This is a genomic window from Pseudomonas ovata (assembly GCF_003131185.1).
Taxonomy (GTDB): Bacteria; Pseudomonadota; Gammaproteobacteria; order Pseudomonadales; family Pseudomonadaceae; genus Aquipseudomonas; species Aquipseudomonas ovata.
In genome coordinates this window covers 124,905-151,839 of the sequence record NZ_QFFU01000002.1, presented here as the reverse complement: position 1 = coordinate 151,839, position 26,935 = coordinate 124,905, and the positions used below count along the sequence as shown (strand labels likewise).

Genomic DNA, 26,935 nt, shown 5'->3' with positions numbered 1-26,935 from the left:
TGATCAGGCCGTCACTTCACGATTGATGGCAACCATCTGTTCATGTGTGAGCTGACCGCCAGAAGCCATGTACCTGGCCATGAATGCATCCAGGTTTCCACGCGCCCTCTTCTTGTCGGCCGCCTGCAAGGCCACTTTCAACGCTGGCATCGTGAGTTCCGTGCAGTAGCCAGGCGTTCCCGGCTGCTGGCGCCATGAGTCCTCAAGACGACCCGCGGCCAGCGCGGTAAAGCCGGTTTCCTCCACCAGGTCCTGTGCAACGGCCTCAGCCTTGACGTCATCGCCAGCCACAGGCAAGGCGATGCGCGAGTCAGATCCAGCGGGTTGACCGTTATTGGCAAGCGTCGACGCGAGGACGGCATTCCATGCCTTGATGACCGGACGGCCAATCTGCTCGCTGACCCAAATGCTCTCGGGCTTGCCGTCGTCCACCTCCTTGATCGCCCCGTCGCGTGCCGGGTAGTAATTGGACGTATCAATGACAACGACGCTCTGCGGTACATCCTTCAGGATCTGGCGCAGGTCCGGATACCTGGCAAAGGGAATGGAGAGAATGACGACTTCAACATCAAGCACCGCCTCCTCCCGGGTCACGGCGCGTACGCCGATCTCATCGGCCAGCGCCTGAAGGGTCTGAGGGCTTTTGGAGTTTGCCAGTTTGACGTCATGACCGCGCGCCGCGAACTTGCGGGCCAGGGTAGCGCCAATATTGCCTGCACCGATAATGCCGATTTTCATTTGACTGACCTCTTAGGTAAATACGTTTGAAGTGAAGGATGTTTCAGTCAGTGGCGGGATGGCCGAGCGCATCCAGGGTGTGACGCAACTCATCGATACCTTGCTCGTCGAGCTGGCAGGCTGACTTGATCTGCCGGGTCACGCCACGGATCTCGGCTTCCAGCTGGCGGCTGTGGGCCGTCAGGTCAACCATCACACGGCGCTCATCGGCAGGATCGCGTGTGCGGGTCACGAATCCGGCCGCCTCAAGGCGCTTGAGCAGGGGCGTGATGGTGCCTGCGTCCATCGCCAGGCAGGTGCCGAGCGCGCCCACGGAAAGTGGCGAACCGTTCAACAGCTCCAGAATGACCAGATACTGTGGAAAGGTCAGGCCCAGCGGTTCAAGAAAAGGCTTGTGCAGTCGCACCATGCGATTGGCCGCCGCATAAAGCGAAAACGACAGTTGGGTGCCTACCCGTTCCCGGCTCGAAGTCATTAGATAGCTCGCTATTGCATAGTGCGCTATATATTCGACAAGCCTGCTGCTGATGTCAACCGCCGTCTCGGCCGGCAGCGGATACAGCGCCCTGAATGAATTTATACGACCGGCAGTGCTTCCACATGCTGATAGTCGATGCCCAGGCCTTGCGCCAGCGCCTTGGCCCTGCCCAACCGGATGGGCCCGGTTTCGATATCGATCAACACGCCGGGGCAATCGAACACAGGCAAGGTCGGCAGTGTTGCCAGGCGGCCGTCGGTCAGCACCAGTAAACGCTGGCTTTCAGCGGGGTAGCGTTTACGTCTTTCTATCAACCATTGCGCGGCCTGCTGCAACGCCTGACCCAAAGGTGTGCCGCCACCAGCGCCCAGGTGTTCAAGCCAGGGTTGCAGGGCATGGGAGGCTTTCAGGCCTTGGTGCTGCCAGTGCGGCTGGTTGCCGCTGGCGGTCAGCAAAGCCAGGCGTGCACGGCGGCGATAGGCGTCGTCGAACGCCTGGGCCAGCACCCCTTTGGCCAGGCTCAGGCCCTGATTGCGCCGGGTGGATGCCGAAGCATCAACCACGACTAACAGTAGTTCTTGCGGGCGCTGGCTACGCGGCTGGCGAATCAGGTCGCGGAGCTTTTGCGGCCGGCCACGCAGCAAGGTCGGCGGCCAGGCAATCGGGCCGCCCTGCCCGGGCCGCGTCGCCCCCAGTCGACCGCCAGCGAGCTTGCCTTGTCGAGGGCTGGCATCCGCCCCCTTGGCTGGACGGGGGCGGATGCCTAGGGCTTTTTTGGCCAGTTCGGGATCTGGCGGCGCGAAGCCGTGGCAACGCTTTGGGCTGGCAGCTCGCCCCAGTTGCCCTGCCCCTCGCTTTGATGACTGCTTTGTGTGTTAGCAGAAGGTGGTTGTTGTTGAGGCGGCACTGAGTTTGGGGTGGTATTGTTTCGACGATGACGCAAGGCAAATTCGGCCACCGCGTCAATATCTTCCAGCGCAATGGCGTCGCTGCCGCGCCAGGCCGCATGGGCGCGGGCGGCACGCAGCCACACAAGGTCAGCACGTAGCCCGTCGACGCCAGCGGCGAAACAGCGCTCGTTGATCAGGGTCAGACTGGTCTCGTCCAGCGGGATGCTGGCCAGACGCTGACGGGCCTGGGCGCAGCGTTGCTGCAAAGCCTGCTGTGCGGGTTGCCACTGTTCGATAAAGGTCTGCGGGTCGCTGTCGAAGGCCAGGCGGCGACGAATGATCTGCCCGCGCTCGGCCGGCAGGGTCTGTCCGCTGAGGGCGACATTGAGGCCGAAGCGGTCAAGCAGTTGCGGGCGCAACTCACCCTCTTCCGGGTTCATGGTGCCGATCAGAATGAAGCGCGCCGCGTGACGATGGGAAATACCGTCGCGCTCGACCAGGTTGGTGCCGCTGGCGGCGACGTCGAGCAACAGATCGACCAGGTGATCGGCCAGCAGGTTGACCTCATCGACATACAACACACCACCATCGGCCTTGGCCAGCACACCTGGAGAAAACGTCGCCCTGCCCTCGCCCAGTGCCGCATCCAGGTCCAGCGTACCTACCAGTCGTTCTTCGCTGGCGCCCAAGGGCAAGGTGACGAAAGCGGCACCCTCGATCAGGTCGGCCAGGCCACGGGCCAGGGTCGATTTGGCCATGCCGCGCGGCCCCTCGATCAGCACCCCGCCGATCTTCGGGTCGATGGCGGTCAGGCACAGCGCCAGTTTGAGTGCGTCGGCGCCGACAACGGCCGCCAGGGGAAAATGCGCAGCATCATAGGGGGTGGTATCAGACACGATTCAATTCTCTTCAATGTCCAGCAGCAAGGTTTCCAGCGCCTCGCGATACTCGCCCGGTTCCTGCCACAGGCCACGTTGCTGGGCTTCGAGCAAGCGCTCGGTCATGTCGCGCAGGGCATCGGGGTTGTGCTGCTGGATAAACTCGCGGGTGTCGCCATCGAGCAGGTAGGCGTCAGCCAGCAGTTCATACTGGTGGTCGTCGATCAGTTCGGTGGTGGCATCGAAGCCAAACAGGAAGTCCACCGTGGCGGCCATTTCGAAAGCGCCTTTATAGCCGTGGCGCTTGACCCCTTCGATCCACTTGGGGTTGGCCGCCCGCGAGCGGATCACCCGGTTGAGCTCTTCCTTGAGGGTGCGGATTTTCGGCAGGTCCGGCTGGCTGTGATCGCCGTGATAGCTGGCGGTCTTTTCGCCGCTCAGGCTGTCAGCTGCGGCGAGCATGCCGCCCTGGAACTGGTAATAATCGTTGGAATCGAGCAGGTCATGCTCCCGGTTGTCCTGGTTCTGCAGCACCGCCTGTACCCTGGACAGGCGCTGGGCGAAGTGCTGACGCGCCGGAGTACCATCGTCCTGGCCGCCATAGGCGTAGCCGCCCCAGTTCAGGTAAACCTCGGCCAGGTCTTCGCGACTTTGCCACACGCGGCCATCAATGGCGCCCTGCACGCCTGCACCATAGGCGCCGGGCTTGGCGCCGAACACCCTCCAGCCGGCCTGGCGCCGGGCATCGTCTTCACTGACGCCCCTGGCTTGCAGTTCCAGGCGTTCCTGGCGCACGCGGGCCGCCAGTGGATTGAGGTCGTCCGGCTCATCAAGGGCCGCCACCGCTTGTACAGCGGCGTCAAACAGGCGAATCAGGCTGGCAAAAGCGTCGCGAAAGAATCCTGACACCCGCAGGGTCACATCGACACGGGGCCGATCCAGAAGGCTCACCGGCAGGATCTCGAAATCGTCGACCCGCTGGCTGCCGGTCGCCCAGACCGGGCGCACGCCCATCAGGGCCATGGCCTGGGCAATGTCATCACCGCCGGTGCGCATGGTCGCAGTGCCCCACACCGACAGGCCAAGCTGGCGCAAATGATCGCCATGATCTTGCAGGTGACGTTCCAGCAACAGGCTGGTCGAATGAAAACCGATGCGCCAGGCCGTAGGGGTCGGCAGGTTGCGTACATCGACGCTGAAAAAATTGCGCCCGGTGGGCAGCACGTCCAGCCGCCCGCGACTCGGTGCACCACTGGGGCCGGCCGGTACGAAACGCCCGGCCAGCGCATTGAGCAGGCCCTGCATCTCGGCCGGGCCGCAGGCGTCCAGACGCGGTGCCACGATCTCACGCAGGTGCTCGATGATCAGGTGCAAGTCTTGATGAGCCGGCATGTCGGCCAGGCCTTCACCCTCAATGGCCCGCTCGATCAGTTGCGCCGCATACAGCTCCAGCCGCTCACGGCTGTCACCCAGCGTGCGCCAGGGCTCCTGGCTCACCGCCTGCAAGAGCGCCGGTTTTTCCGGGGCGCATGGCTCGGCGAGGGCGCAGTCCAGCGGGTCGAAGTCCAGGGCAAAGGCCTTGGCCAAGGCCCGCAGCAGGCTCGAATGCGCCCCGCGGCCGTCGCCACGCGGGATGCGCAGCAGGGCCAGCAAGGTGTCGATGCGCAGCCGTCCGCTCGGCGACTCGCCGAACACGTGCAAGCCGTCGCGAATCTGCGATTCCTTCAGGTCACACAGGTAGGTGTCCAGGCGCGGCAGCCAGACGGCGGCATCGGCGTCGGCATTGAGCGAGGCATCCAGTTGCAGTTCCTGGTCGAGCCGGCTGTCGCGCACCTGCTGCAGGATCTCGCGTTGCAGCTCACGGGCGCGGCGCGGGTCGAGCAACTGCGCTTCGTAATACTCGTCGGCCAGTCGCTCCAGGTCGCGCAGCGGTCCGTAGGTTTCGGCGCGGGTCAACGGCGGCATCAGGTGGTCGATGATCACCGCCTGGGTACGGCGCTTGGCCTGCGCGCCCTCGCCCGGGTCATTGACGATAAATGGGTAGATGTTGGGCAACGGGCCGAGGATCGCGTCCGGCCAGCACGTCGCCGACAGCCCGACCCCCTTGCCCGGCAGCCATTCCAGGTTGCCGTGCTTGCCCACATGGATCACCGCCTGGGCGCCATAGGCAAAGCGCAGCCAGAAGTAGAACGCCAAGTAACCATGGGGTGGTATTAAATCGGGGTCGTGGTACACCGCACTGGGGTCGACCTGGTAACCGCGGGCCGGCTGGATGCCAACAAAGGTCAGGCCCAGGCGCAGCCCGGCGACCATCATGCGTCCGCCACGAAACATCGGGTCGGCTTCAGGCGCACCCCAGCGCTGGATCACCGCCTCGCGATTGGCCCCTGGCAAGGTGGCAAACGCCGTCAGGTAGTCTTGCAGTGCCAGGCTTTGCTGGCACGGTCGCAGGTCGAGGCTGTCCAGGTCGTTGGTCACCCCGCCCAGCAATTGCTGGATCAGCGCGGTGCCGCTGTCGGGCAACCCCTCGACCGGATAGCCTTGCTGTTGCATGGCGTGCAGGATATTCAGCGCGGCCGCCGGCGTGTCCAGCCCCACCCCATTGCCGATACGGCCGTCGCGGGTGGGGTAGTTGGCCAGGATCAGGGCGATGCGCTTGTCGGCATTGTCGCGCCGCGCCAGCTCGATCCAGTTGCGCGCCAAGTGCGCGACGAAGTCCATGCGCTCGGGCTGGGCGCGGTAGCAGACCACATCCGACTGGCTGCGCTCGCTGTGCCAGGCCAGGTCCTTGAAGCTGATCGGCCGGCTGATGATGCGCCCGTCCAGCTCCGGCAAGGCGATGTGCATGGCCAGGTCACGGGCACCCAGGCCCAGGTCGCTGGCCTGCCAGGCCGGCTCGTTGTCCTGGGCGCAGATGGCCTGGATCACCGGGACATCGCGCCGGAACGGCCGCAAGTGCGGCGTTTCCGGGCTCGACTGGGCAAAGCCTGTGGTGTTGAGAATCAACGCGGCATCGGCCTCGTCCAGCCAGTCTTCGACGGCCGTCAGACAGCCGGCTTCCTTGAGGCTGGCCACGGCGATCGGCAGCGGGTTGAGGCCCTGGGCCTGCAAGCGCTGGCAGAACACGTCGATGAACGAAGTGTTGGCCGCCTGCAAGTGCGAGCGGTAGAAGATCAAGGCCGCTACCGGTGCGTCGGCGGCCCAGTCGGTTTGCCAATCGGCCAGTTGCGCCCGGGTCTTGTGCGGATGGTAGATGACGGCACGTGGCAGGGCCTGGGGCTCTTGCCAGGCGTAGTCGCGCCCCAGCCACTGGCTGGCCATGCAGTTGAACAGGTTCAGGGCATTGTCCAGCCCGCCCTGGCGTAAAAACTGCCAGAGCCGCTCGCCCTCGGCGGCCGGCACCGTGCTGAAATCGGATAATTCCGGGTCCGGGCGATCGCAGCCCGGCACCAGGATCACCTGCACACCACGCGCCGCCAGCTCCAGCAGGCGCTGCACGCCGTAGCGCCAGTAGCCGATGCCGCCGTGCAGCGAGAGCAGGATGACCCGCGCATGCTGCAGCACTTCTTCGACATACAGGTCGACCGAGGCGTGATTCTGCACCTGCATCGGGTTGGCTAGGCGCAGGCTCGGGTAGTCGTCCGGCAATTGCTGCGCAGCCTCGGCCAGCAAGGCCAGGCTGGAGTCGCCGCTGCAGAGAATCACCAGGTCGGCGGGGGTTTGCCCCAGGTCGGCAATGCTGTCGTCCGGTACGAAACCACCGGGCTGGGTTCTCAGCAGGTGCATGGCTTAACCGGCCAATGCCGCGTGCAAGCGCGCTTCAAGCACCGCCGCGTCCAGTTCCTGGCCGATCAGCACCAGGTGCGTGGCGCGCTCTTCGTCGGCGCGCCAGGCGCGGTCGAAGTGCTTGTCGAAGCGGGTGCCGACGCCTTGCACCAACAGGCGCATCGGCTTGCCGGGGATGGCCACGAAGCCCTTGACCCGCAGGATGCCGTGCTCGACCACCAGTTGTGTCAGGGCCGCGAGCAGGCGCGCTTCTTCAGCCTCGGGCAGCTTGATCGAAATCGAGTCGAAGGCGTCGTGATCGTGGTCGTCGTGGTCATCACCTTCGTGATGGTCATGATGGGTCTTGCGCCCGTCGATATGCAGCTCGGACTCGGCGCCGACCCCCAGCAGCACGCTCAGTGGCAAGCGGCCGTTACTGGCCTCGATCACCTTGACCGCCGGCGGCAGTTCTTCGGCGACTTCAGCGCGCACGGCGGCCAGGCCCTCGGCGTCGATCATGTCGGCCTTGTTGAGGATCACCAGGTCGGCGCTGGCCAACTGGTCGGCAAACAGCTCGTGCAGCGGCGATTCGTGGTCCAGGTTGGGGTCCAGCTTGCGCTGCGCGTCGACCTGGTCCGGGTAGGCGGCGAAGGTGCCGGCCTTGACTGCCGGGCTGTCGACCACGGTGATCACGGCATCAACGGTGCAGGCGGTGCGGATTTCCGGCCACTGGAAGGCCTGCACCAGCGGCTTGGGCAAGGCCAGGCCGCTGGTTTCGATCAGAATGTGGTCCAGTTCGCCACGGCGCTCGACCAGCTCGCGCATCACCGGGAAGAACTCTTCCTGCACGGTGCAGCACAGGCAGCCGTTGGCCAGTTCGAAGATACGGCCATTGGCTTCTTCTTCGGTACAGCCGATGGTGCATTGCTTGAGGATTTCACCGTCGATGCCCAGCTCGCCGAACTCGTTGACGATCACCGCGATGCGCCGGCCTTCGGCGTTATCAAGCATGTGGCGCAGCAAGGTGGTTTTGCCCGAGCCCAGAAAGCCGGTGACGATGGTGACGGGAAGCTTGGCCTGCGTTTTCATCGGATGCCCTTTGGTCATGCGGCGGGCAAACAGGACGACAGCCGCGCGCCGGGCGCACAGTGCGAATCGCCACCGGATCACCCCGCCCGGTTGTAGTGAGAATTCAGTTGAGGCAGGTCTCCTGGCTGGCGGCGTGGCCATGGCGGATGTGCCAGGCCATTCGACGCGCCTTCCCGCCGATGGCAGTGGCTGTGCGACGAACGTGACCGCGTACAGTTGCGGGGGCAGCTACGGCTCGACCGTATTCCCGTCTTAGCCTTGCGCCATGTGCACAAGGAACCTCAGACCGGCAAGGCTACGCAGTGGCTGCGCAAGGGTCAATGTCAAGATTGACGTCATGCATGGCTCATGCTCTGCTACACACCTTGTTACGGGTGCCCTTCACAGGGTGAAACGGGAAACCGGTGCTGTCGTCCGCCTGCCAATGGGCTGACACAAAGTCCGGTGCTGCCCCCGCAACGGTAAGCGAGCGAAGGGTCTATCCACTGTGCCACGGCATGGGAAGGCGATCCTTGCATGACGTCCTGAACGTCCCTCGCCAGCCCGGAGACCGGCCCGCTATCTATTTCTCTGACAACCCCGCGGTGGGCGGGCGCAGTCGATACGGGCCGATGTTCGTCGCCCCGCGTCCATGCGCCTGCCTGCCCTTTTGAAAACAAGAGGCAAGCCGTATGTCGATCATCAGCAGCAGCCACCCCGCCGCCACTCCCACCACCCTCAGCCAGCGCCTGACGGCCGCCATCGGCGCGGTATTGCTCGGTTGCAGCCTGGTGTATTTCGCCGGCTTCTCGCACATCGACGCGGTGCACAATGCCGCCCATGACACCCGGCACAGCGCCGCCTTTCCTTGCCACTGAGGCCTGACCATGTTCAAGCGAATTGTGCAGACCGCAGGTTTCAGCGGCCTGCTGGCCGCCCTGCTGCTGACCCTGGTGCAGAGCCTGTGGCTGACGCCGCTGATTCTTGAAGCGGAAACCTTCGAGCAGGCACCGGCCACCCAGGAACACACCCACGCGCCGGGGGCTGCCGCCCATGTGCATGCGCACGACGACGAGGCCTGGGCACCGGCCGATGGCTGGCAGCGCTTGCTGTCGACCACCGGTGGCAATCTGGTGGTGGCCGTGGGCTTTGCCCTGATGCTGGCCGGGCTCTACACCCTGCGTGCGCCGGGCAGCACGCTGCAGGGCCTGTTCTGGGGACTGGCCGGGTTTGCGGTGTTTGTCCTGGCGCCTACCCTGGGGCTGCCTCCGGAATTGCCGGGGACGGCAGCGGCCGAACTGGGCCTGCGCCAGAACTGGTGGATTTCCACCGCCGCCGCCACGGCTGCGGGCCTGGCGCTGATCGTGTTCGGCCGCGGCACCTTGCTCAAACTGCTGGGGGTGGCCGTGCTGGTGGTGCCGCATGTGATCGGCGCACCTCAACCGGAACAGCATGCGAGCCTGGCACCCGAGGCGCTGGCGTCGCAGTTCATCGTTGCGTCTTTGGTGACCAATGCGCTGTTCTGGGCCGCCCTGGGGGCCATCAGCGCCTGGCTGTTCCGCCGCAGCCGGCATGCCGGTCAGTACTGACCGGCCGTGGCTGGCCCTGGGCCTGGGCTGCCGACACGGCTGCCCGGCCCAGACGCTGCTGGCGCTGATCACACAGAGCCTGCATGACCATGGCCTGGGTATCGGGGCGGTCAGTGCGCTGGCTTCCATCGACAGCAAGTGCGACGAGCCGGGCTTGTGGCAGGCTGCCGAACAACTCGGCCTGCCGCTGGTGTTTTTCAGTGCAGCACAGCTCCAGGCTCATGAAGGCCAGTTGACTCACCACTCGGCGCTGGCCTTCGAGCGCACCGGCTGTCGTGGCGTGGCCGAAAGCGCGGCGCTGGCGCTGGCCAGCCAGTTGAGCGGCAAGCCTGCCTGGTTGCGCATCACCTACCGGAAAAACGATCAGGCCACATTGGCCTTGGCCAGCAGCCCTGTTACGGGCGGATAATGCCGGCTTTATTACGACCTTATTTCTTGCACGTCTCTGGAGTGTTCATTGACTGTTTATTTCATCGGTGCCGGCCCCGGCGATCCCGAGCTGATCACCGTCAAGGGCCAGCGCCTGATTCGCACGTGCCCGGTCATTATCTATGCCGGCTCGCTGGTCCCCCTGGCCGTGCTAGAGGGCCATAGCGCCCATCAAGTGGTCAACAGCGCCGAGTTACACCTGGAACAGATCATCGCCTTGATGAAATCGGCTCATGCACAAGGCCAGGATGTGGCCCGGGTGCATTCCGGCGACCCGAGCCTGTACGGGGCGATCGGCGAGCAGATTCGCTGCTTGCGCGAACTGGATATTGCGTTTCAGATCATTCCCGGTGTCACCGCCACGGCCGCTTGCGCGGCCCTGCTGGAAAGCGAGCTGACCCTGCCGGACGTGGCCCAGAGCGTGATCCTGACCCGCTTTGCCGACAGCAGCCCCATGCCGGCCGGTGAAGCCTTGGGTGACCTGGCACGGCATGGCACGACCATGGCCATTCATCTGGGGATCAAGCATATCGGGGCGATCGTGGCCGAGCTGTTGCCACATTACGGGACCGACTGCCCGATTGCCGTGGTGCATCGCGCCAGCTGGCCGGACCAGGACTGGGTGCTGGGCACGCTGGCCGACATCGAAGACAAGGTAAAGGCCAAGGGCTTCAGGCGCACGGCGCTGATTCTGGTCGGGCGGGTACTGGCAACGGACACGTTTGCCGAGTCATCGCTGTATCGGGCGGGGCATGCGCATTTGTACAGGCCAGTGTAGGAGCGCGCTTGCCCGCGACCGAGTGCGCAGCGCTCGCAAAAATCTCGAAAACACCACAACTTTACGACTGCTGCGCAGCCGGTCGCGGTGGTCCGGCATTCCGGCAGAGCGCGACCAGGGAGTGCGCGAGTTGATCAGTAGTAGGCGTTTTCTTTCTGGGTATGGTCGGTCACGTCACGCACGCCGTGCAGCTCGGGGATGCGCTCGAGCAGGGTGCGCTCGATGCCTTCCTTGAGCGTCACGTCGGCCTGGCCGCAGCCCTGGCAGCCGCCGCCGAACTGCAGGACGGCGATGCTCTGCTCGCCCTCCTCGACCACGTCGATCAGGCTGACCTGGCCGCCATGGCTGGCAAGTCCCGGGTTGATCTCGGTTTGCAGGTAGTAGTTGATGCGCTCGTTGATCGGGCTGTCGGCGTTGACGGTCGGCACCTTGGCATTGGGGGCCTTGATGGTCAGTTGCCCGCCCATGCGGTCGGTGGCGTAGTCGACCACGGCATCGTCCAGGAAGGCCTCGCTGAAGCCATCGATCCAGGCGGTGAAACGCGCCAGGCCGATGGCCTTGTCTTCAGGTTTTTCTTCACCCGGCTTGCAGTAGGCAATGCAGGTTTCAGCGTATTGGGTGCCGGGCTGGGTAATGAATACCCGGATGCCGATGCCTGGGGTGTTCTGCTTTTCCAGCAGATCGGCCAGGTAGTCGTGGGCAGCATCGGTAATGGTGATAGCGGTCATGAAATTTCCTCGCAGACGTGCTGGCAGTTTACGCCAATCGGTGGCGCCGCACAAAACCCAGTATTTTTGTCAGGATAGCGCAACCGAGCGGCGCGCGGCCCTGCGCGCGTCGAGCCAGGTCTTCATGCGCACGTACAACCCCTTCTCGATCCACTCGTAGCTGATCCAGGCGCCAATGGCGATCACCGGCACACAGAAGGCAAACACCAGATACGGGTCGAGCCCGTAGCGCTGCGCCACCAGCAGGCCGCCATAGAGCACCAGCACATGCAGCAGGTACACCGAATACGAACAATCCCCCAGCACCTTGAGCAGCTTGCTGCCGCGAAACAGCGGCTCCAGCGAAATGCAGCACAGCACGATCAAGGCGCTGGGCAGGCCCCAGTTGAGCAACCGCTGGCTGTTGTCCAGATGCTGGATCAGCATCAGCGCCGCCACGATACCGGCCAGGGGCAGCCACACCGCCTGCCGGATCCAGCCGCGCTGGTAGATCATGGCAATGGCAATGCCGAGCAGGAATTCATAAATGATGTCATTGCCGTAAAAACGGCTGATCAGCCCCGTGCCCGCCAGCACCTCGGTGACCACGAACAGCGCGCTGGCAATGATCAGCACCCGGTGCCGGCGCTCGAACAGAAACACCAGCGAGAACAAGACATAGAACAGCATCTCGTAATTGAGCGTCCAGCCCACGTTGAGTGTGGGGTACAGGCCATAGCCGCCGGGGTTTTCCGAGGGAATGAACGCCAGCGACAGCAGGAAATTCTGCCAGCCGATCACCTGGTGCGGCAGCCACGGCGCGGCCCACAGCAACAGCAGGCCCATGGCCAGGGTGTACAGCCAGTACGCCGGCACGATACGAAACAATCGATAGGCAATGAAGCGCGAGGCCGGGATGTCGCGCTCGCAGGTGGACAGGTAGATCACCAGGCCACTGATGACGAAGAAGATATCGACGCCCACGGCGCCCTTGGAAACAAAAAACTCACCAATCGGCCCGCTGGCCTTGAAGTCGAAAAAGATCTGCATGAAGTGATGGCACACCACTACCCATGCTGCAAATGCCCGCAGGGCCTGAACCGAAATCAGCATTCCTGAACCTCTTTTTTACGTGTCTTTCACTGGTCGTCCACACCCGAACCGGGGGAACACGCAGAGAAACAGACCGTAATAACGCGCAAAAGATCGGCAGAAAGGGGCTTGATCACGATGACAGATAATGGCTGCAGGCCACATCCGGTGCGGTCTGCAGCCTGAAAGCCCTTTGTCAGAGGTTCTCGTAGCGGTTCATGTCCAGCACACCCGCCTCACGCGGATCCTGCTCCTTGATGTAGCGATTGAGGTCATGAAACCAGGTCCAGAACTGCGGATGAGTGCGACGGATGCCCCAACGCTCGACGATTTTTTCAAAGGCCTGCGGGTCGCTGGCCTGCTGCATGGCGTCGACGAACGCCGCCACCTCGGCGGCCGGCACATTGAACATGAAGTTCGGGTAGCTGCTCAGTACGCCCGGGTAGATTGTCAGCGTGTCGAGCCGTGGCTGGTAGCGGTACGACTCACCCAACAGAAACGCCACGTTGCTGTGCGCCCGGTTGCGCAACAGGCTGTAGACCTCACGCCGCCCGCTGCTGTCTTCGATGCGCAGCATCGTGGCTTCCGGCAATTGGTCAATGACCTTGAGCCGGGCGGCAGGCAGCGCCGCCAGACGGCTGAGGCGTTGCTCGGCGTCGGCCAGGGCCGGCGACAGGCCCGGCCGCGAGCATTGACCACCCGCCGCCAGGTAGCAGCGGTTGATCGGGTCGGGCGCAGCATTGAGCGCCCCTGCGTGGCGCAGCAACTGTTCGGCAAAATCGCGCATCGGCCGCTTTTTATCGAGTCTGAGGCCGCTGGCGGTGTCGTCGTCGATGCGCTGGTAGTCCAGCCACAGCTTGATCTTGCCGGCGTTTTCGTAAAGACCGTCGAGCAGGTCCTCACGACGCTCGGGCGGCATCAGGCGCAGGAAGTTGATCTCCGCGCCGTTGCGGATCAGGTCGAAATACAGCCGGGTCTGCGCCTGATGAGCCACGTTGCCGTACACATCGAAGTTGACCACCAGTTGATAGTAGGTGCGCTCCAGCAGCGGGTAATCGAACAGCCACATCGATTGCGGTACATCGCCGATCAGGCCCTTGTTTACTGTGGCGCTGTCGTAATGGCGAAAGACGGTCAGCCACGCATTGTCGTTGCCGGCCCACAGGCTCGGCCAGTCCGGTGTCGGGGCCTTGGCGTAGTGGTCGCGGCGCAGGTCTTCATAGGCATTGCGCCGGTCGCGGTACGACAGCCACAGGCTCAGGATGCTGCCGACATTGTCGTTCTGTCCCGGCATGGCCAGCAACGGCGTGGCCTGGCCCTGATAACGGGCATCGGACAGGTACAAGTCGCTGGACGGGTCCTGGAACAGCACCCAGAACTGGTCGCGAATCACATCGGTCGCAATCTGCCCGCGGCACACCGGGCCGCGAATGAAGCTGCGCACGAAGTACTCGGCGTTATCAAGCATGAACTGGTAGCGCGCCTTGGCCGGGATGGCCTCGAAGGTCAGGAACGGGTTGGCGCGGTGCCCGGGGCCATAGCCGGGCACCGCCTGGGCTTGCCAGTCGTTGCCATAGAACAGCTCGCGCACCCGCTGCAGTTTTTTCGGCCCCACCGGGTAGGTGATGTGGGTCTTGTGCACGATCACGCCCTGTACCGGCACCAGGCGGTAGTAGAACTCGCGACGACCCGGATCATCGTTGGGGCGGCGGGTGGCAATGATGTCGACCGGCTGGCCGCTGGGCGTGCGCGAGCGCACCCACTGGAAGAAGTGCCCAGGCTCGCCGCCCTCGAAGTAGATATGCGCCAGAAACAGATGCTCATAAAGCCAGCGCCCGACCAGCGCCTGGCGGGCACCGGGCAGGTTCAACTGCGCTTCCCATGTGGCGATCTGCGAAGCTTCGGCAGCGTTGGGCTGCAGCGGCTGCTGGTCCACCGGCGCCCCGGCTGCCATCCAGCGTTGCAGGGTCTGGTACTCGGCCTCGCTCAGCCCGGTCACGGCCAGCGGCATGCCCTGGGTGGCGTGTGCAGCGGCGTAGGCGTTGAATTCTTCGGGCAACGGGCAGACGTTTTCGCGGTTGATGCCCAGCGCAATGCTGTCGGGCAGCTTGCTGTTGGGCGGCAACGGTGCCTGCTGGCCCAGCTCCAGCATACGGGTCATCAAGGCGGCCTGGCCGCCACGTGGTTCAAGCACCGAATAGAAGCCCTTGCGTTGCCAGGCCGATACGCCATTGGCGTCGTAGAACAAGCGCGTCGGGTCAACAGCCTGGGAGCGTTCGCCCTGGTAGACCGGCACCTTGTTGGCGCCGCGCAGCAGGCCCTCGGCACTGCCCAGGTTGAGCTGGCACGGCGCATCGTTGCAGGCATGGCAGGCCACGCACTTTTCAGTGAGGATCGGCTGGATGTCGCGGGTATAGGAAACAGGCGCAGGCAGGTCACCGGCCTGGAGCGTGCAGCAGGACAGCAACAAGGCAAGGCCTGCCAACAGACGGTACGGCATATCCGGTGTATTCCCCAGGGCAAATGGCCACGAGTTTATCGTGGTTGGCGCGCCGCAACATGAGCGTTTTTCATGCAAAAGCCCAGGCAACGCTAAAACGGTTGGGGTTTGTTATGATTTCGGCCTTCCCAGGCGGCACCAAAACCGGGTCGAGCGCGCTTGCCAGCCCCTCCCCGGTTTTTCCGCCGCCCGTTCTGTTTAGGCCTTTTCAAGGTAATACGTCCCATGTCTGATCGCAGCGCCCGCCATCAAGCTCTTCTGAATGCTCTCCAACAGCGGATCCTGATCCTCGATGGCGGCATGGGCACCATGATCCAGAGCTATCGGCTTGAAGAAAAGGATTACCGAGGCGAGCGCTTCGCCGACTGGCCAAGCGACGTCAAGGGCAACAACGACCTGTTGATCCTGACCCGTCCGGATGTGATTGGTGCCATCGAGAAGGCCTACCTGGACGCCGGCGCCGACATTCTGGAAACCAACACCTTCAACGCCACCCAGGTCTCCCAGGCCGACTACGGCATGGAAGCGCTGGTGTATGAGCTGAACGTCGAAGGCGCGCGCATCGCCCGCCAGGTCGCGGACGCCAAGACCCTGGAAACCCCGGATCGTCCGCGCTTCGTCGCCGGCGTGCTCGGCCCGACCAGCCGCACCTGCTCGATCTCCCCCGACGTCAACGACCCCGGCTATCGCAACGTGACCTTCGACGAACTGGTCGAAAACTACATCGAGGCCACCCGCGGGCTGATCGAAGGCGGCGCCGACCTGATTCTGATCGAGACCATCTTCGACACCCTCAACGCCAAGGCGGCGATTTTCGCCGTGCAGCAAGTGTTCGAAGACGACGGCATCGAATTGCCGATCATGATCAGCGGCACCATCACCGATGCCTCGGGTCGTACGCTGTCCGGACAGACCACCGAAGCCTTCTGGAACTCGGTCCGCCATGCCAACCCGATCTCGGTGGGCCTGAACTGCGCATTGGGCGCCAAGGACCTGCGTCCGTACCTTGAGGAGCTGTCCGTCAAGGCCGGCACCCATGTCTCGGCGCACCCCAACGCCGGCCTGCCCAACGCCTTTGGCGAGTACGACGAAACGCCTGCGCAGATGGCCGAAGTAGTCGAAGAATTCGCCGCCAGCGGCTTTCTCAACATCATTGGCGGTTGCTGCGGCAGCACGCCGGCACACATCAAGGCCATCGCTGAAGCGGTGGCCAAATACCCGCCGCGCGCCATCCCCGAGATCCCCAAGGCCTGCCGCCTGTCGGGCCTGGAGCCGTTCACCATTGATCGCAACTCGCTGTTCATCAACGTTGGCGAACGCACCAACATCACCGGTTCCGCCAGGTTCGCCCGGCTGATCCGCGAAGAGAACTACACCGAGGCGCTGGAAGTGGCGCTGCAGCAGGTCGAGGCCGGCGCCCAGGTGATCGACATCAACATGGACGAAGGGATGCTCGACTCCCAGGCGGCCATGGTGCGCTTTCTCAACCTGATTGCCGGCGAGCCGGACATCTCGCGCGTGCCGATCATGATCGACTCCTCCAAGTGGGAAGTGATCGAGGCCGGCCTCAAGTGCATCCAGGGTAAGGGCATCGTCAACTCGATCTCAATGAAGGAAGGCGTCGAGGCGTTCAAGCACCATGCGCGCCTGTGCAAACGCTACGGGGCCGCCGTGGTGGTCATGGCCTTCGACGAAGCCGGCCAGGCCGACACCGCCGCACGCAAGCGCGAAATCTGCCAGCGCAGCTATGACATCCTGGTCAATGAAGTGAACTTCCCGCCGGAAGACATCATCTTCGACCCGAACATCTTTGCCGTCGCCACCGGCATCGAAGAGCACAACAACTATGCCGTGGACTTCATCGAAGCCTGCGCCTATATCCGCGACCACCTGCCCTACGCCCTGACCTCGGGCGGGGTGTCCAACGTGTCGTTCTCGTTCCGCGGCAACAACCCGGTGCGCGAGGCCATCCACTCGGTGTTCCTGTACCACGCGATCCAGAACGGCCTGACCATGGGCATCGTCAACGCCGGCCAGCTGGAAATCTACGACGAAATCCCGGCCAAACTGCGTGAAAAGGTCGAGGACGTGGTGCTTAACCGCACCCCGGAAGGCACCGACGCGCTGCTGGCGATTGCCGACGAATACAAGGGCGACGGCAGCGTCAAGGAAGCCGAGACCGAAGAGTGGCGCGGCTGGCCGGTCAACCAGCGCCTGGAACATGCACTGGTCAAGGGCATCACCGCCTACATCGTCGAAGACACCGAAGAATCGCGCCTGTCGTTCAAGCGCCCCATCGAGGTCATCGAAGGCCCGCTGATGGCCGGCATGAACACCGTGGGCGACCTGTTCGGTTCGGGCAAGATGTTCCTGCCGCAAGTGGTCAAGTCGGCGCGGGTCATGAAACAGGCGGTGGCGCACCTGATCCCGTTCATCGAACTGGAAAAAGGCGACAAGCCCGAAGCCAAGGGCAAGATCCTGATGGCCACGGTCAAGGGTGATGTGCACGACATCGGCAAGAACATCGTGGGCGTGGTGCTGGGCTGTAACGGCTATGACATCGTCGACCTGGGCGTGATGGTGCCGGCCGAGAAGATCCTGCAGGTGGCCCGCGAGCAGAAATGCGACATCATCGGCCTGTCCGGGCTGATCACGCCGTCGCTGGACGAAATGGTTCATGTGGCCCGCGAAATGCAGCGCCAGGACTTCCACCTGCCGTTGATGATCGGTGGCGCCACCACCTCCAAGGCGCACACGGCAGTGAAGATCGAGCCGCGCTACAGCAATGACGCGGTCATCTACGTCACCGACGCCTCGCGCGCCGTGGGCGTGGCGACGCAGTTGCTGTCCAGGGAACTCAAGCCAGCCTTCGTGGAGAAAACCCGCGAAGAGTATGTGCAGGTTCGCGAACGCACCTCGGCGCGCAGTTCACGCACCGAACGCCTGCCCTACGCGGCGGCGGTGGCCAACAAGCCCAAATTCGACTGGGCCGGCTACACCCCGGTCAAGCCGACTTTCACCGGCACCCGGGTGCTGGAGGACATCGACCTCAACGTGCTGGCCGAGTACATCGACTGGACACCGTTCTTCATTTCCTGGGACCTGGCCGGCAAATACCCGCGCATCCTCACCGACGAAGTGGTCGGCGAGGCGGCCACGGTGCTGTTTGCCGATGCCCGGGAGATGCTGCGCAAGCTGATCGACGAAAAGCTGATTCGTGCCCGCGCCGTGTTCGGCTTCTGGCCGGCCAACCAGGTCGATGACGACGACCTGGAAGTCTACGGCGACGACGGCCAGCCGATCGCGCGCCTGCATCACCTGCGCCAGCAGACCATCAAGCCCGATGGCAAGCCGAACCTGTCGCTGGCCGATTACATCGCGCCCAGGGACAGCGGCGTCACGGACCATATGGGTGGTTTTATCACCACCGCCGGCATCGGCGCCGAAGAAGTGGCCAAGGCCTATCAGGACAATGGCGACGACTACAACTCGATCATGGTCAAGGCCCTGGCCGACCGCCTGGCCGAAGCCTGCGCCGAGTGGCTGCACGAGCAGGTGCGCAAGGAGTACTGGGGTTATGCCGGCGACGAGCACCTGGACAACGAGGCGTTGATCCGCGAGCAGTACACCGGCATTCGCCCGGCCCCCGGCTACCCGGCCTGCCCGGACCACACTGAAAAAGGCACGCTGTTTACCCTGCTCGATCCGCTGCCGGTGGATGCGGCGCCGCTGACCGCCGGTCGCAGCGGCGTGTTCCTGACCGAGCACTACGCCATGTTCCCGGCCGCCTCGGTCAGCGGCTGGTACTTCGCCCACCCGCAAGCGCAGTACTTTGCCGTGGGCAAGGTCGACAAGGATCAGGTCGACAGCTACACCGCACGCAAGCACCAGCCGCTGAGCGTCACCGAGCGCTGGCTGGCACCGATCCTGGGTTACGACGAGTAAAACGCCGGCCAGCACAGGCACCTGCCGTCGCCTTGGGCTGCGATGGGTGCCTGATGGGGCTACCCTGCGTAACACATGCTTGCGCAGGTCAAGCCCATGAACCGCTCACCTGATAAACCCAGGCCTCCCACCCTCTGGCAGATGCTGTGCAGTGTCGCGGCCGCAGCGCTGGGGGTGCAAAGCAGCAAGAACCGCGAGCGCGACTTCAGCCACGACAAGCCCTGGCATTTCATTGTGCTGGGCATCGGTTTCACCTTGGTATTCGTGCTCGGCCTGCTATTGATCGTGCGCCTGGTGCTTTACTTCATGGCTTGAGGGGCGGGCAACATATGCCGCAGGGCAAAGGGTGAATCTTCGGCCGTGTCCGGCTTCTGGAAGGCGTGCGGATCGATCCGGTAGCGATCGACCCTGGCGGCGTCCAGAAAACGTGCAGTGTCCTCGGGCTCGACCAGTTGCAGCACACGGATCTTTCGCTCTCCCAAGGACACGGCGCCTTCATGGCCGGCCTGGCCGTGCTCGTAATCATTGAGCAGCACCAGTGCCCAGCCGCCCAGGGTGAAGTGACCGCTGGCCACTACGCTCAGGCGGCCGTCGAGTTGCGCCTGCAATGACGCCGGGGTGCCATTGATGGCACTGAACAGCACATCCTTGCCGGGCACGCCGCCGATTTCGGCCAGGGCATCCATCGCGCCAAAGGCCATTTGCTCATTGGCCGACCAGATCAGCGACACATCCGGGTAGCGCTTGAGCAAAGTGCGCGCCTGTTCCAGCGCCCGGTCGCGGCGCCAGACACCGAGTACCACTTGGCGCAAGCGCACCTGAGGGTATTCGGCCACCGCACGGCGCATGCCTTGTTCACGCAGCTGTGACACTGGCGTGGCATCGGTGCCGGAGAAGGCCAGCATGTCGATGAACTGACCGGGCGCGACGGGAGGGTGCAGGCTGATCAGGCGCTGGGCGGTGAGGTAGCCACCCTCCTCGTCGTTGCCGACCAGGCTGCCCAGGCGGTTCGGGTACCGCGTGGCCAGATCACCCAGAATGCGCACCTGGTCGGCGGTCAGAATGTTATTGACCGCGAACAGCTTGACCCCGCTGCCTGCGGACAGGCGCAGGATTTCCGGCGCCACATTGAGCTCGTTGGAGAACATCAGGTAATCGGGGCGTGGGTCGCTCTTGAGGGCTTTTCTGGCCAGCTCGATCAGGGTGCGGGTGTCGCGGTCGGAGAAGGCCACGGTCAGTTGCATGCCGGTGGCCTCGGCAGCGGCCTGCATGACCCTGGCGTAGCTGTTCCAGTACCCGTCCGACTCAGGCCCGGGACTGAGAAACACCACCGATGCCGCACTGACCGTACAGCACCACAGCCCGCAGCCGAGCCCGCCTACCATTGCCAGTGCCTTGACCCACCTGCCTGTCATGTCATCCGAAGCCTTGAACGCTTGCCTGATTGCGTACCGGCCGATTGATCTTTGGGTACCTGCACAACTCAAGGGTATCGGCTGTAACCTGTGAAAACTGGAGCGGCGCTGGCGTTTAAATCAGTGAAGGCCTCGCAAGGCACGGCATCACTGGCCGCTGACCCAGAACACAGCAGCGCCTACCACCAGCAGAATCAGGAAAAAGATGGCCCAGGCGTCTACGGCACTGTCGGATTTTCCGCCTTTGGAAGGGTTGCGCATGGCATCGCCTCTTGTCGGTTTCAGGGGTGATTGCTCACCGGGCTGCACCTGCAACCCCGGGATTACACCCAGTAAAGCCGAGCCTTGACCCTGCTTCAAGCAAGGGTGTGGATCGAGGCGACGGGCATTATCGCTTTTAGCGATTTGCTTATATATAAACATCACTTTTACCGATAACGGCAAGCTGGTATCTTCGCCACCGCTCCGCAGGGAGTAGCGCGACCGTGCGCGCAGAATTGTCCAGATGATGCCGGCGCCAGGACAGCAAAACCACCTGAATGTGGCGCACCCGGCAACCTGGCATCATCACCGAAGCCTGAGAACAGGACTTATATGTACGTATACGACCAATACGATCAGCAGATCATCGAGGACCGCGTAAAGCAGTTCCGGGATCAGACCCGACGCTACCTGGCAGGGGAACTGAGCGAAGAAGAGTTTCGCCCGCTGCGCCTGCAGAATGGCCTGTATGTCCAGCGTTTCGCACCCATGCTGCGGGTGGCCGTGCCTTACGGTCAGCTGACGTCGCGGCAGATGCGCATGATGGCCAAGATCGCCCGCGACTACGATAAAGGCTACGCGCACATCAGCACCCGCCAGAACGTGCAGTTCAACTGGCCGGCGCTGGAAGACGTGCCGGACATCCTGGCAGAACTGGCCACCGTGCAGATGCACGCGATCCAGACCAGCGGCAACTGCCTGCGCAACGTCACCACCGACCAGTTCGCTGGCGTGGCCGCCGATGAAGTGGTCGACCCGCGCCCCTGGTGCGAGATCATCCGTCAGTGGACCACCTTCCACCCCGAATTCGCCTACCTGCCGCGCAAGTTCAAGATTGCAGTCAACGGTTCGGCCAGCGACCGGGTGGCCATCGAAGTCCACGACATCGGCCTGGAGCCGGTGCGCAACGACGCCGGCGACCTGGGCTTTCGCGTGCTGGTCGGCGGCGGCCTGGGCCGCACGCCGGTGGTCGGCTCCTTCATCAATGAGTTCCTGCCATGGCAGGACCTGTTGAGCTACCTGGACGCCATCCTGCGGGTGTACAACCGCTATGGCCGTCGCGACAACAAGTACAAGGCGCGCATCAAGATCCTGGTGAAGGCCCTGACGCCCGAGGTCTTCGCCGAGAAGGTCGAGGCCGAGATGGCTCACCTGCGCGGCGGCTCGACCACCCTGACCGAAGCCGAACTGCAGCGCGTGGCCAGGCACTTCATCGACCCCGACTACAAGGCCCTGGACAACCAGGACGCGCAACTGGCCGCCCTGGACGCCGAGCATGCAGGCTTTGCCCGCTGGCGCCAGCGCAACACCACCGCGCACAAGAAGCCCGGTTATGTGGTCGTGACTCTGTCGCTCAAGCCGACCGGCGTTGCCCCGGGTGATGCGACCGACAAGCAGCTCGATGCCATCGCCGACCTGGCCGACCGCTACAGTTTCAGCCAGTTGCGCACCTCCCACGAGCAGAACGTGATTCTGGCCGACGTCGAGCAGGCGCGCCTGTTCGAGCTATGGGGCGAGCTGCGTGACAACGGCTTTGCCACGCCGAACATCGGCCTGCTGACCGACATCATCTGCTGCCCGGGCGGTGATTTCTGCTCGCTGGCCAACGCCAAGTCGATCCCGATCGCCGAATCCATCCAGCGTCGCTTCGACGACCTGGACTATCTGTTCGACATCGGCGAGCTGGACCTGAACATTTCCGGTTGCATGAACGCCTGCGGTCACCACCACGTCGGCCATATCGGCATTCTGGGCGTGGACAAGAAAGGTGCCGAGTTCTATCAGGTATCGCTTGGCGGCAGTGCCAGCCGTGACGCCAGCCTGGGCAAGATCCTGGGCCCGTCCTTCGCCCAGGAAGCGATGCCGGATGTGATCGAGAAGCTGATCAACGTGTACATCGAGAAACGTACCGAAGACGAGCGCTTCATCGACACCTATCAACGTATTGGCATCGACCCTTTCAAGGAGCGCGTCTATGCAGCGAATCATTAAGAACAACGAAGTCATCGATGAAACCTGGCACTTGCTGCCCAAGGACACGACCTTCGACAGCCTGTCCAATTGCGACGACCTGATCGTGCCGCTTGCGCTGTGGCGCGAGCACGGTCATGCCTTAAAAGCCCGTGACGGCGGCCTGGGCGTGTGGCTGGACAGCGACGAGGAAGCCGAGGAAATCGGTGATGACGTCGATCAGTTCCAGGTCATTGCCCTGAACTTCCCGGCCTTCACCGACGGTCGCAGCTACTCCAATGCCCGTCTGTTGCGCGACCGCTACGGCTACAAGGGCGAGCTGCGGGCCATTGGCGACGTGCTGCGCGACCAGTTGTTCTACCTGCGCCGTTGCGGGTTCGATGCCTTCGCCATCCGCGCTGACAAAGACCCCTACGAAGCACTGGAAGGCCTGAAGGATTTTTCGGTGACCTACCAGGCCGCCACCGACGAACCGCTGCCGCTGTTCCGTCGCCGCTGACAGCAGCATGAATGAAAAAAGCCCGGCTCTGTATGGAGACCGGGCTTTTTCATGGGTTATGCACGTGCTTGGGCAAGATGGCATTCGCGACCGTTGGTCGCTCCTACGTGCCTGGTATGACGTGCCGATTCCAGGCTTGTGCACGATTTTGCAAGAGCGACCACCGGTTGCGAAAAACCGTTCCTACGACCAGAAGCGCTGCTGGGTCAGGCGGCCCCACCATTTGATCGCCAGGCTGTCGGCCGAGGCGGCGGCGGCCATGCCGACCCGCTCCTGCAGACTCTTGCGCTGGGCGTAGTGCAAATGGAAAACATCGGCGGTCCTGGCCTTGTCTGACAGGTATTCGTCACTGGTCTTGAGTTCATCGACCAGTTGTTTGTCCAGTGCGGCCATGCCCAGCCAGACTTCACCGGTGGCCACTTCGTCGATGCTCAACTGCGGCCGATAGCTGGCCACGAAGCCCTTGAACAGGTCATGGGTGATTTCCAGGTCCTGCTGGAATTTCTCCCGGCCTTTCTGGGTGTTTTCGCCAAATACGGTCAGGGTGCGTTTGTATTCGCCGGCAGTCAGCACTTCAAAATCAATGTCATGCTTCTTGAGCAGACGGTTGACGTTGGGCAACTGCGCCACCACGCCGATCGAGCCGAGGATGGCAAATGGCGCGCTGATGATGCGGTCACCGATGCAGGCCATCATGTAGCCGCCACTGGCCGCCACCTTGTCAATGCACACGGTCAGCGGAATGCCCGCCTGACGGATGCGCGCCAGTTGTGAAGACGCCAGGCCATAGCTGTGCACCAGGCCGCCGCCACTTTCCAGACGCAGCACCACTTCGTCCTTGTCGGTGGCCAGGGTCAGCAACGCGGTGATTTCATGGCGCAGGCTCTCGGTGGCGGACGCCTTGATATCACCGTTGAAATCCAGCACATAGACCCGCGCCTTGGGCTCGGCCTGCTTCTTGTCCTTTTTCAGGGCCTTGGCCTGCTCCTTGCGCAGCGCCTTGAGGCGCGTCTTGTCGAGCAGCGAACCTTCCAGGCGCTCACGCAGCCCTTTATAGAAGTCGTTGAGGCGCGTGACCTGCAGTTGCCCGGCGGTACGGGCGCGCCCCTTGCTGCGCATGGCGGCGATGGCGACCAGCACGACCACGATGGCAATCACCAGCGTCACGGTCTTGGCCAGAAAGCTGGCGTATTCAGCAACAAAATTCACGGACACTCCTCGATAACCTGGCGCTCTTCATTCAAGAACGCGATGGCCCAGCATACCGAGCAGGCCCGCTGACCACCAGTACAGAGCATGCCAGCCAGGTTTAAACGACTAATTCAAACAGACGTATGATTTGCGGTTGACAGGCACACGGCATCCTCATAACCTCGCCTGCACCTGCACATCGCGGGACGTTGCCGACGGCACCCTTTTCCATCGGCACCCCATGCACGCAGACCCTCATCTATAAGGATCGACCCATGACCTCAGTAGCCGATGCAGTCCAAGCCATGAAAGCCAAATTCAATCCTGCCGCCGCCACCGGCCTGGACCTGGTATTCGGTTTCAATATCACCGACGAAGACAAGCACTACGCGCTGATCGTCAAGGACGGTACCTGTGAACTGCAGGAAGGCGAGAATCCGGACGCCAACGTCACGCTGGTGATGGACAGCGAGACCCTCAAGGGTATCGTCAGCGGCGAGACCGACGGCATGCAGGCCTTCATGGGCGGCAAGCTGCGCACCGAAGGCGACATGATGCTGGCCATGAAGCTGAGCGAACTGTTCCCGGTCTGATCCTCGGAACCGCACCGCCCGCCTGCCCCCAAAAACCGAAGCCTGCGTGCTTCGGTTTTTTTTGCCTGCTTGCTGACCCAGGAGTTTCCGATGTCCAGAACCACCCTGTTCGACCTTGATGGCAAGATCGCCCTGGTGTCCGGTGCCAGTCGTGGCATTGGCGAGGCCATCGCCCGGCTGCTGGCCAGCCAGGGCGCCCACGTGATCGTCTCCAGCCGCAAGCTCGCGGCCTGCCAGCAGGTGGCCGATGAAATCATTGCCGACGGTGGCAAGGCCAGTGCGCTGGCGTGCCATATCGGTGAAGCCGCGCAGATCGAAGAGGTCTTCGCCGAAATCCGTGCCCGCTTTGGCCGGCTGGACATCCTAGTCAACAACGCCGCCACAAACCCGCAGTTCTGTCACATCCTGGACACCGATCCCGGCGCCTTCCAGAAAACCGTCGACGTGAACATTCGCGGCTACTTCTTCATGTCGGTGCAGGCCGGGCGACTGATGCGCGAGCATGGCAGTGGCAGCATCATCAACGTGGCTTCCATCAACGGTGTTTCGCCTGGCGAATTCCAGGGCATTTATTCAGTGACCAAGGCCGCCGTGATCAACATGACCAAGGCCTTCGCCAAGGAATGCGCGCCATTCGGCATTCGCTGCAATGCCTTGTTGCCAGGGCTGACCGACACCCGCTTTGCCTCGGCACTGGTCAACGACGCGGCCATTCTCAAGACCGCGCTGGCCCGCATCCCGCTCAAACGCGTGGCGGCACCGGAGGAAATGGCCGGTGCCGTGCTGTACCTGGCCAGCGCTGCCTCCAGCTACACCACGGGTGCCATCCTGAATGTCGACGGTGGCTTCCTGTCCTGAGCCAAAACCAACAGACAGGAATTTAATTTCCATTAATTAAAAATTCAGAATATATTTTCCGCATAACAACAATGTCTATCAGGAGACTGTCATGCGGAAAATTTCCACCCACGGCCAGGCCGAGGTCGGTATCGGTCTGATCGGCACCGGCTTCATGGGCCGCGCCCATGCGCTGGCGTTTCATAGCGCCCGCGCCGCCCTGGACTTGCCGGTGCGCATTCGCCTGGCAGCCCTGGCCGATGCCGACAGTGCACGCGCCGAGCAGTGCGCACAGGCCTGGAGCTTCGATCACAGTCACAGTGACTGGCAGCAACTGGTGCAAGACCCCGAGGTTCAGGTGGTGGCCATCACCACGCCCAACCATCTGCATTTTCCCATGGCCATGGCCGCCATTGCCGCCGGCAAGGCGGTGTACTGCGAAAAGCCCTTGGCCGTCAGCCTGGAGCAGGCCAATGAGATGCATCTGGCCGCCAAGGCCGCCGGCGTGGTGACCCAGGTGGGCTACAACTACCAGCACAACCCCATGATCGGCCTGGCCCGGGAGATGATCCGGGCCGGTGAGCTGGGTGAGATCATCAGTTTTCAGGGCGAGTTCTGCGAAGACTTCATGGGCGATGCCGCCTCGCCCTGGTCGTGGCGTTGCGAGGCGGCGCATGCCGGCGGTGCCCTGGCCGACCTGGGCAGTCACCTGCTGGCCATGGCCCGTTACCTGCTGGGCGATGTCGAGGCGGTGTGTGCCGACGCCAGTACCGTGCATGCCAGGCGACCGGCCAGTGCCGGCAGCGCCGAACTGCGCGCCATCGCAGTGGACGACCAGACCCACGCCCTGCTGCGCTTCGCCAGCGGTGCGCGTGGTGCGATCAGCACCAGCTGGCTCAAGCACGGCTACAAGAACCACCTGAGCTTCGAAATCAGCGGCACTCGCGGCACGCTGGCCTTCGACCAGGAGCGTTTGAACGAATTGCGCCTGTACCGCCCCGGCAACCCGGGCCGAGATGGCTTCCAGCGCATCCTGGCCGGCCCGACACAGGCCGGTTATGCCGCCTTCTGCCCGGCACCGGGCCATCAACTGGGTTACAACGAACTCAAGGCGCTGGAAGTGCGCGATCTGATCCTGGCCGTGGCCGGCCTTGAGCACCAAGGCCCTGACTTTACCGAAGCCTGGCAGGTCGAGCGGCTGGCCAGTGCCATCCGGCTGGCCGCCCGCGAACAGCGCTGGGTGGCGCTGGGCGAAATCTGAGGTCTGACAACCGGCAGCGATGACGGTAGAATGCGCGGCCTTCGGGCAGC

The 26,935-nt window shown here is 63.3% G+C and carries 22 protein-coding genes and 2 riboswitches; of the genes, 11 read left to right on the top strand and 11 right to left on the bottom strand.

Annotated elements, in window-relative coordinates; genetic code table 11:
- Positions 1 to 3: 3 nt before the first annotated feature.
- The 6 genes from DGA31_RS03820 to cobW form a co-directional block, all read right to left on the bottom strand.
- Complete coding sequence (locus tag DGA31_RS03820) at positions 4 to 738, bottom strand: NADPH-dependent F420 reductase (RefSeq protein WP_056839594.1); 735 nt, start codon at positions 736 to 738, stop codon at positions 4 to 6.
- Positions 739 to 781: 43 nt separating this feature from the next.
- Complete coding sequence (locus DGA31_RS03815) at positions 782 to 1,213, bottom strand: MarR family winged helix-turn-helix transcriptional regulator (protein ID WP_161959140.1); 432 nt, start codon at positions 1,211 to 1,213, stop codon at positions 782 to 784.
- Positions 1,214 to 1,314: 101 nt separating this feature from the next.
- Positions 1,315 to 1,911, bottom strand: coding sequence for a vWA domain-containing protein (locus DGA31_RS03810; protein ID WP_241509528.1), 597 nt, complete (start codon positions 1,909 to 1,911; stop codon positions 1,315 to 1,317).
- A gap of 68 nt (positions 1,912 to 1,979) precedes the next feature.
- Positions 1,980 to 3,002 carry a magnesium chelatase ATPase subunit I gene (locus tag DGA31_RS03805; RefSeq protein ID WP_161959139.1) on the bottom strand — a complete coding sequence of 341 codons (1,023 nt, stop codon included), beginning with the start codon at positions 3,000 to 3,002 and terminating at the stop codon, positions 1,980 to 1,982.
- 3 nt (positions 3,003 to 3,005) lie between these two features.
- Complete coding sequence (gene cobN / locus DGA31_RS03800; RefSeq protein WP_109511592.1) at positions 3,006 to 6,770, bottom strand: cobaltochelatase subunit CobN; 3,765 nt, start codon at positions 6,768 to 6,770, stop codon at positions 3,006 to 3,008.
- Between the two features lie 3 nt (positions 6,771 to 6,773).
- The gene (cobW, locus tag DGA31_RS03795) at positions 6,774 to 7,838 is read right to left on the bottom strand and encodes a cobalamin biosynthesis protein CobW (RefSeq protein WP_109511591.1); all 1,065 of its coding nucleotides are present in this window, start codon (positions 7,836 to 7,838) and stop codon (positions 6,774 to 6,776) included.
- 94 nt (positions 7,839 to 7,932) lie between these two features.
- Positions 7,933 to 8,137: riboswitch (cobalamin riboswitch) on the bottom strand.
- 56 nt (positions 8,138 to 8,193) lie between these two features.
- Positions 8,194 to 8,411: riboswitch (cobalamin riboswitch) on the top strand.
- Between the two features lie 98 nt (positions 8,412 to 8,509).
- Here cobW and DGA31_RS03790 point away from each other — a divergent pair.
- From DGA31_RS03790 to cobM, 4 genes are read left to right on the top strand one after another with little or no spacing between them, the layout of a single operon-like run.
- Positions 8,510 to 8,695 (top strand): CbtB domain-containing protein, encoded by a 186-nt coding sequence (locus DGA31_RS03790; RefSeq protein WP_056839600.1) that lies wholly within the window; start codon positions 8,510 to 8,512, stop codon positions 8,693 to 8,695.
- A 9-nt stretch (positions 8,696 to 8,704) separates the two neighbouring features.
- The gene (locus DGA31_RS03785) at positions 8,705 to 9,406 is read left to right on the top strand and encodes a CbtA family protein (RefSeq protein ID WP_056839601.1); all 702 of its coding nucleotides are present in this window, start codon (positions 8,705 to 8,707) and stop codon (positions 9,404 to 9,406) included.
- The gene (locus tag DGA31_RS03780; protein ID WP_109511590.1) at positions 9,390 to 9,815 is read left to right on the top strand and encodes a cobalamin biosynthesis protein; all 426 of its coding nucleotides are present in this window, start codon (positions 9,390 to 9,392) and stop codon (positions 9,813 to 9,815) included. The genes DGA31_RS03785 and DGA31_RS03780 overlap by 17 nt, the downstream gene beginning before the upstream one ends.
- A gap of 48 nt (positions 9,816 to 9,863) precedes the next feature.
- Positions 9,864 to 10,613, top strand: coding sequence for a precorrin-4 C(11)-methyltransferase (cobM, locus tag DGA31_RS03775; protein ID WP_109511589.1), 750 nt, complete (start codon positions 9,864 to 9,866; stop codon positions 10,611 to 10,613).
- A gap of 134 nt (positions 10,614 to 10,747) precedes the next feature.
- On the opposite strand, the gene nfuA is transcribed toward cobM, so the two are convergent.
- The 3 genes from nfuA to DGA31_RS03760 form a co-directional block, all read right to left on the bottom strand.
- Positions 10,748 to 11,341: a Fe-S biogenesis protein NfuA gene (nfuA, locus tag DGA31_RS03770; RefSeq protein WP_056839604.1), complete on the bottom strand. Its 594-nt coding sequence runs from the start codon at positions 11,339 to 11,341 to the stop codon at positions 10,748 to 10,750.
- Between the two features lie 69 nt (positions 11,342 to 11,410).
- Positions 11,411 to 12,433: an acyltransferase family protein gene (locus DGA31_RS03765; protein ID WP_109511588.1), complete on the bottom strand. Its 1,023-nt coding sequence runs from the start codon at positions 12,431 to 12,433 to the stop codon at positions 11,411 to 11,413.
- 175 nt (positions 12,434 to 12,608) lie between these two features.
- Positions 12,609 to 14,912 carry a fatty acid cis/trans isomerase gene (locus tag DGA31_RS03760; RefSeq protein ID WP_109511587.1) on the bottom strand — a complete coding sequence of 768 codons (2,304 nt, stop codon included), beginning with the start codon at positions 14,910 to 14,912 and terminating at the stop codon, positions 12,609 to 12,611.
- A 225-nt stretch (positions 14,913 to 15,137) separates the two neighbouring features.
- On the opposite strand from DGA31_RS03760, the gene metH reads away from it, so the two are divergent.
- Complete coding sequence (gene metH / locus DGA31_RS03755; RefSeq protein WP_056839607.1) at positions 15,138 to 18,857, top strand: methionine synthase; 3,720 nt, start codon at positions 15,138 to 15,140, stop codon at positions 18,855 to 18,857.
- 96 nt (positions 18,858 to 18,953) lie between these two features.
- Entirely contained in the window at positions 18,954 to 19,172 is a 219-nt protein-coding gene (locus tag DGA31_RS03750; RefSeq protein WP_109511831.1) for a DUF2970 domain-containing protein, read from the top strand.
- Here DGA31_RS03750 and DGA31_RS03745 read toward each other — a convergent pair.
- Positions 19,157 to 20,272: an ABC transporter substrate-binding protein gene (locus DGA31_RS03745; RefSeq protein ID WP_421957945.1), complete on the bottom strand. Its 1,116-nt coding sequence runs from the start codon at positions 20,270 to 20,272 to the stop codon at positions 19,157 to 19,159. The two genes, DGA31_RS03750 and DGA31_RS03745, sit on opposite strands and share 16 nt — an antisense overlap.
- Positions 20,273 to 20,866: 594 nt before the next feature.
- Between DGA31_RS03745 and DGA31_RS03740 the strand changes: the two genes are divergently transcribed.
- Both DGA31_RS03740 and DGA31_RS03735 read left to right on the top strand, forming a co-directional pair.
- The gene (locus DGA31_RS03740) at positions 20,867 to 22,525 is read left to right on the top strand and encodes a nitrite/sulfite reductase (protein ID WP_109511585.1); all 1,659 of its coding nucleotides are present in this window, start codon (positions 20,867 to 20,869) and stop codon (positions 22,523 to 22,525) included.
- The gene (locus DGA31_RS03735) at positions 22,509 to 23,003 is read left to right on the top strand and encodes a DUF934 domain-containing protein (protein ID WP_056839610.1); all 495 of its coding nucleotides are present in this window, start codon (positions 22,509 to 22,511) and stop codon (positions 23,001 to 23,003) included. Before DGA31_RS03740 ends, DGA31_RS03735 begins: the two co-directional genes overlap by 17 nt.
- A gap of 183 nt (positions 23,004 to 23,186) precedes the next feature.
- On the opposite strand, the gene sohB is transcribed toward DGA31_RS03735, so the two are convergent.
- Positions 23,187 to 24,212, bottom strand: coding sequence for a protease SohB (gene sohB / locus DGA31_RS03730; protein ID WP_109511584.1), 1,026 nt, complete (start codon positions 24,210 to 24,212; stop codon positions 23,187 to 23,189).
- A 257-nt stretch (positions 24,213 to 24,469) separates the two neighbouring features.
- Here sohB and DGA31_RS03725 point away from each other — a divergent pair, with 257 nt between their 5' ends.
- The 3 genes from DGA31_RS03725 to DGA31_RS03715 all read left to right on the top strand — a co-directional run bounded on the left by DGA31_RS03725 (position 24,470) and on the right by DGA31_RS03715 (position 26,885).
- Positions 24,470 to 24,787 (top strand): SCP2 sterol-binding domain-containing protein, encoded by a 318-nt coding sequence (locus DGA31_RS03725; RefSeq protein ID WP_056839612.1) that lies wholly within the window; start codon positions 24,470 to 24,472, stop codon positions 24,785 to 24,787.
- Positions 24,788 to 24,877: 90 nt separating this feature from the next.
- Entirely contained in the window at positions 24,878 to 25,645 is a 768-nt protein-coding gene (locus DGA31_RS03720) for an SDR family oxidoreductase (protein WP_109511583.1), read from the top strand.
- Between the two features lie 91 nt (positions 25,646 to 25,736).
- On the top strand, positions 25,737 to 26,885 hold the full coding sequence (locus tag DGA31_RS03715) for a Gfo/Idh/MocA family protein (RefSeq protein WP_109511582.1): 1,149 nt from the start codon (positions 25,737 to 25,739) through the stop codon (positions 26,883 to 26,885).
- Positions 26,886 to 26,935: the final 50 nt, after the last annotated feature.

Bases quoted from the DNA above. Each gene is read 5' to 3' on its own strand.
- cobW (WP_109511591.1), bottom strand. From the start codon at position 7,838: ATGAAAACGCAGGCCAAGCTTCCCGTCACCATCGTCACCGGCTTTCTG.
- DGA31_RS03815 (WP_161959140.1), bottom strand. From the start codon at position 1,213: ATGACTTCGAGCCGGGAACGGGTAGGCACCCAACTGTCGTTTTCGCTT.
- cobN (WP_109511592.1), bottom strand. From the start codon at position 6,770: ATGCACCTGCTGAGAACCCAGCCCGGTGGTTTCGTACCGGACGACAGC.
- nfuA (WP_056839604.1), bottom strand. From the start codon at position 11,341: ATGACCGCTATCACCATTACCGATGCTGCCCACGACTACCTGGCCGAT.
- DGA31_RS03735 (WP_056839610.1), top strand. From the start codon at position 22,509: ATGCAGCGAATCATTAAGAACAACGAAGTCATCGATGAAACCTGGCAC.
- DGA31_RS03720 (WP_109511583.1), top strand. From the start codon at position 24,878: ATGTCCAGAACCACCCTGTTCGACCTTGATGGCAAGATCGCCCTGGTG.
- DGA31_RS03790 (WP_056839600.1), top strand. From the start codon at position 8,510: ATGTCGATCATCAGCAGCAGCCACCCCGCCGCCACTCCCACCACCCTC.
- DGA31_RS03745 (WP_421957945.1), bottom strand. From the start codon at position 20,272: ATGACAGGCAGGTGGGTCAAGGCACTGGCAATGGTAGGCGGGCTCGGC.
- DGA31_RS03740 (WP_109511585.1), top strand. From the start codon at position 20,867: ATGTACGTATACGACCAATACGATCAGCAGATCATCGAGGACCGCGTA.
- DGA31_RS03750 (WP_109511831.1), top strand. From the start codon at position 18,954: ATGAACCGCTCACCTGATAAACCCAGGCCTCCCACCCTCTGGCAGATG.
- DGA31_RS03820 (WP_056839594.1), bottom strand. From the start codon at position 738: ATGAAAATCGGCATTATCGGTGCAGGCAATATTGGCGCTACCCTGGCC.
- DGA31_RS03725 (WP_056839612.1), top strand. From the start codon at position 24,470: ATGACCTCAGTAGCCGATGCAGTCCAAGCCATGAAAGCCAAATTCAAT.
- DGA31_RS03760 (WP_109511587.1), bottom strand. From the start codon at position 14,912: ATGCCGTACCGTCTGTTGGCAGGCCTTGCCTTGTTGCTGTCCTGCTGC.
- metH (WP_056839607.1), top strand. From the start codon at position 15,138: ATGTCTGATCGCAGCGCCCGCCATCAAGCTCTTCTGAATGCTCTCCAA.
- DGA31_RS03715 (WP_109511582.1), top strand. From the start codon at position 25,737: ATGCGGAAAATTTCCACCCACGGCCAGGCCGAGGTCGGTATCGGTCTG.
- DGA31_RS03780 (WP_109511590.1), top strand. From the start codon at position 9,390: ATGCCGGTCAGTACTGACCGGCCGTGGCTGGCCCTGGGCCTGGGCTGC.
- DGA31_RS03785 (WP_056839601.1), top strand. From the start codon at position 8,705: ATGTTCAAGCGAATTGTGCAGACCGCAGGTTTCAGCGGCCTGCTGGCC.
- DGA31_RS03765 (WP_109511588.1), bottom strand. From the start codon at position 12,433: ATGCTGATTTCGGTTCAGGCCCTGCGGGCATTTGCAGCATGGGTAGTG.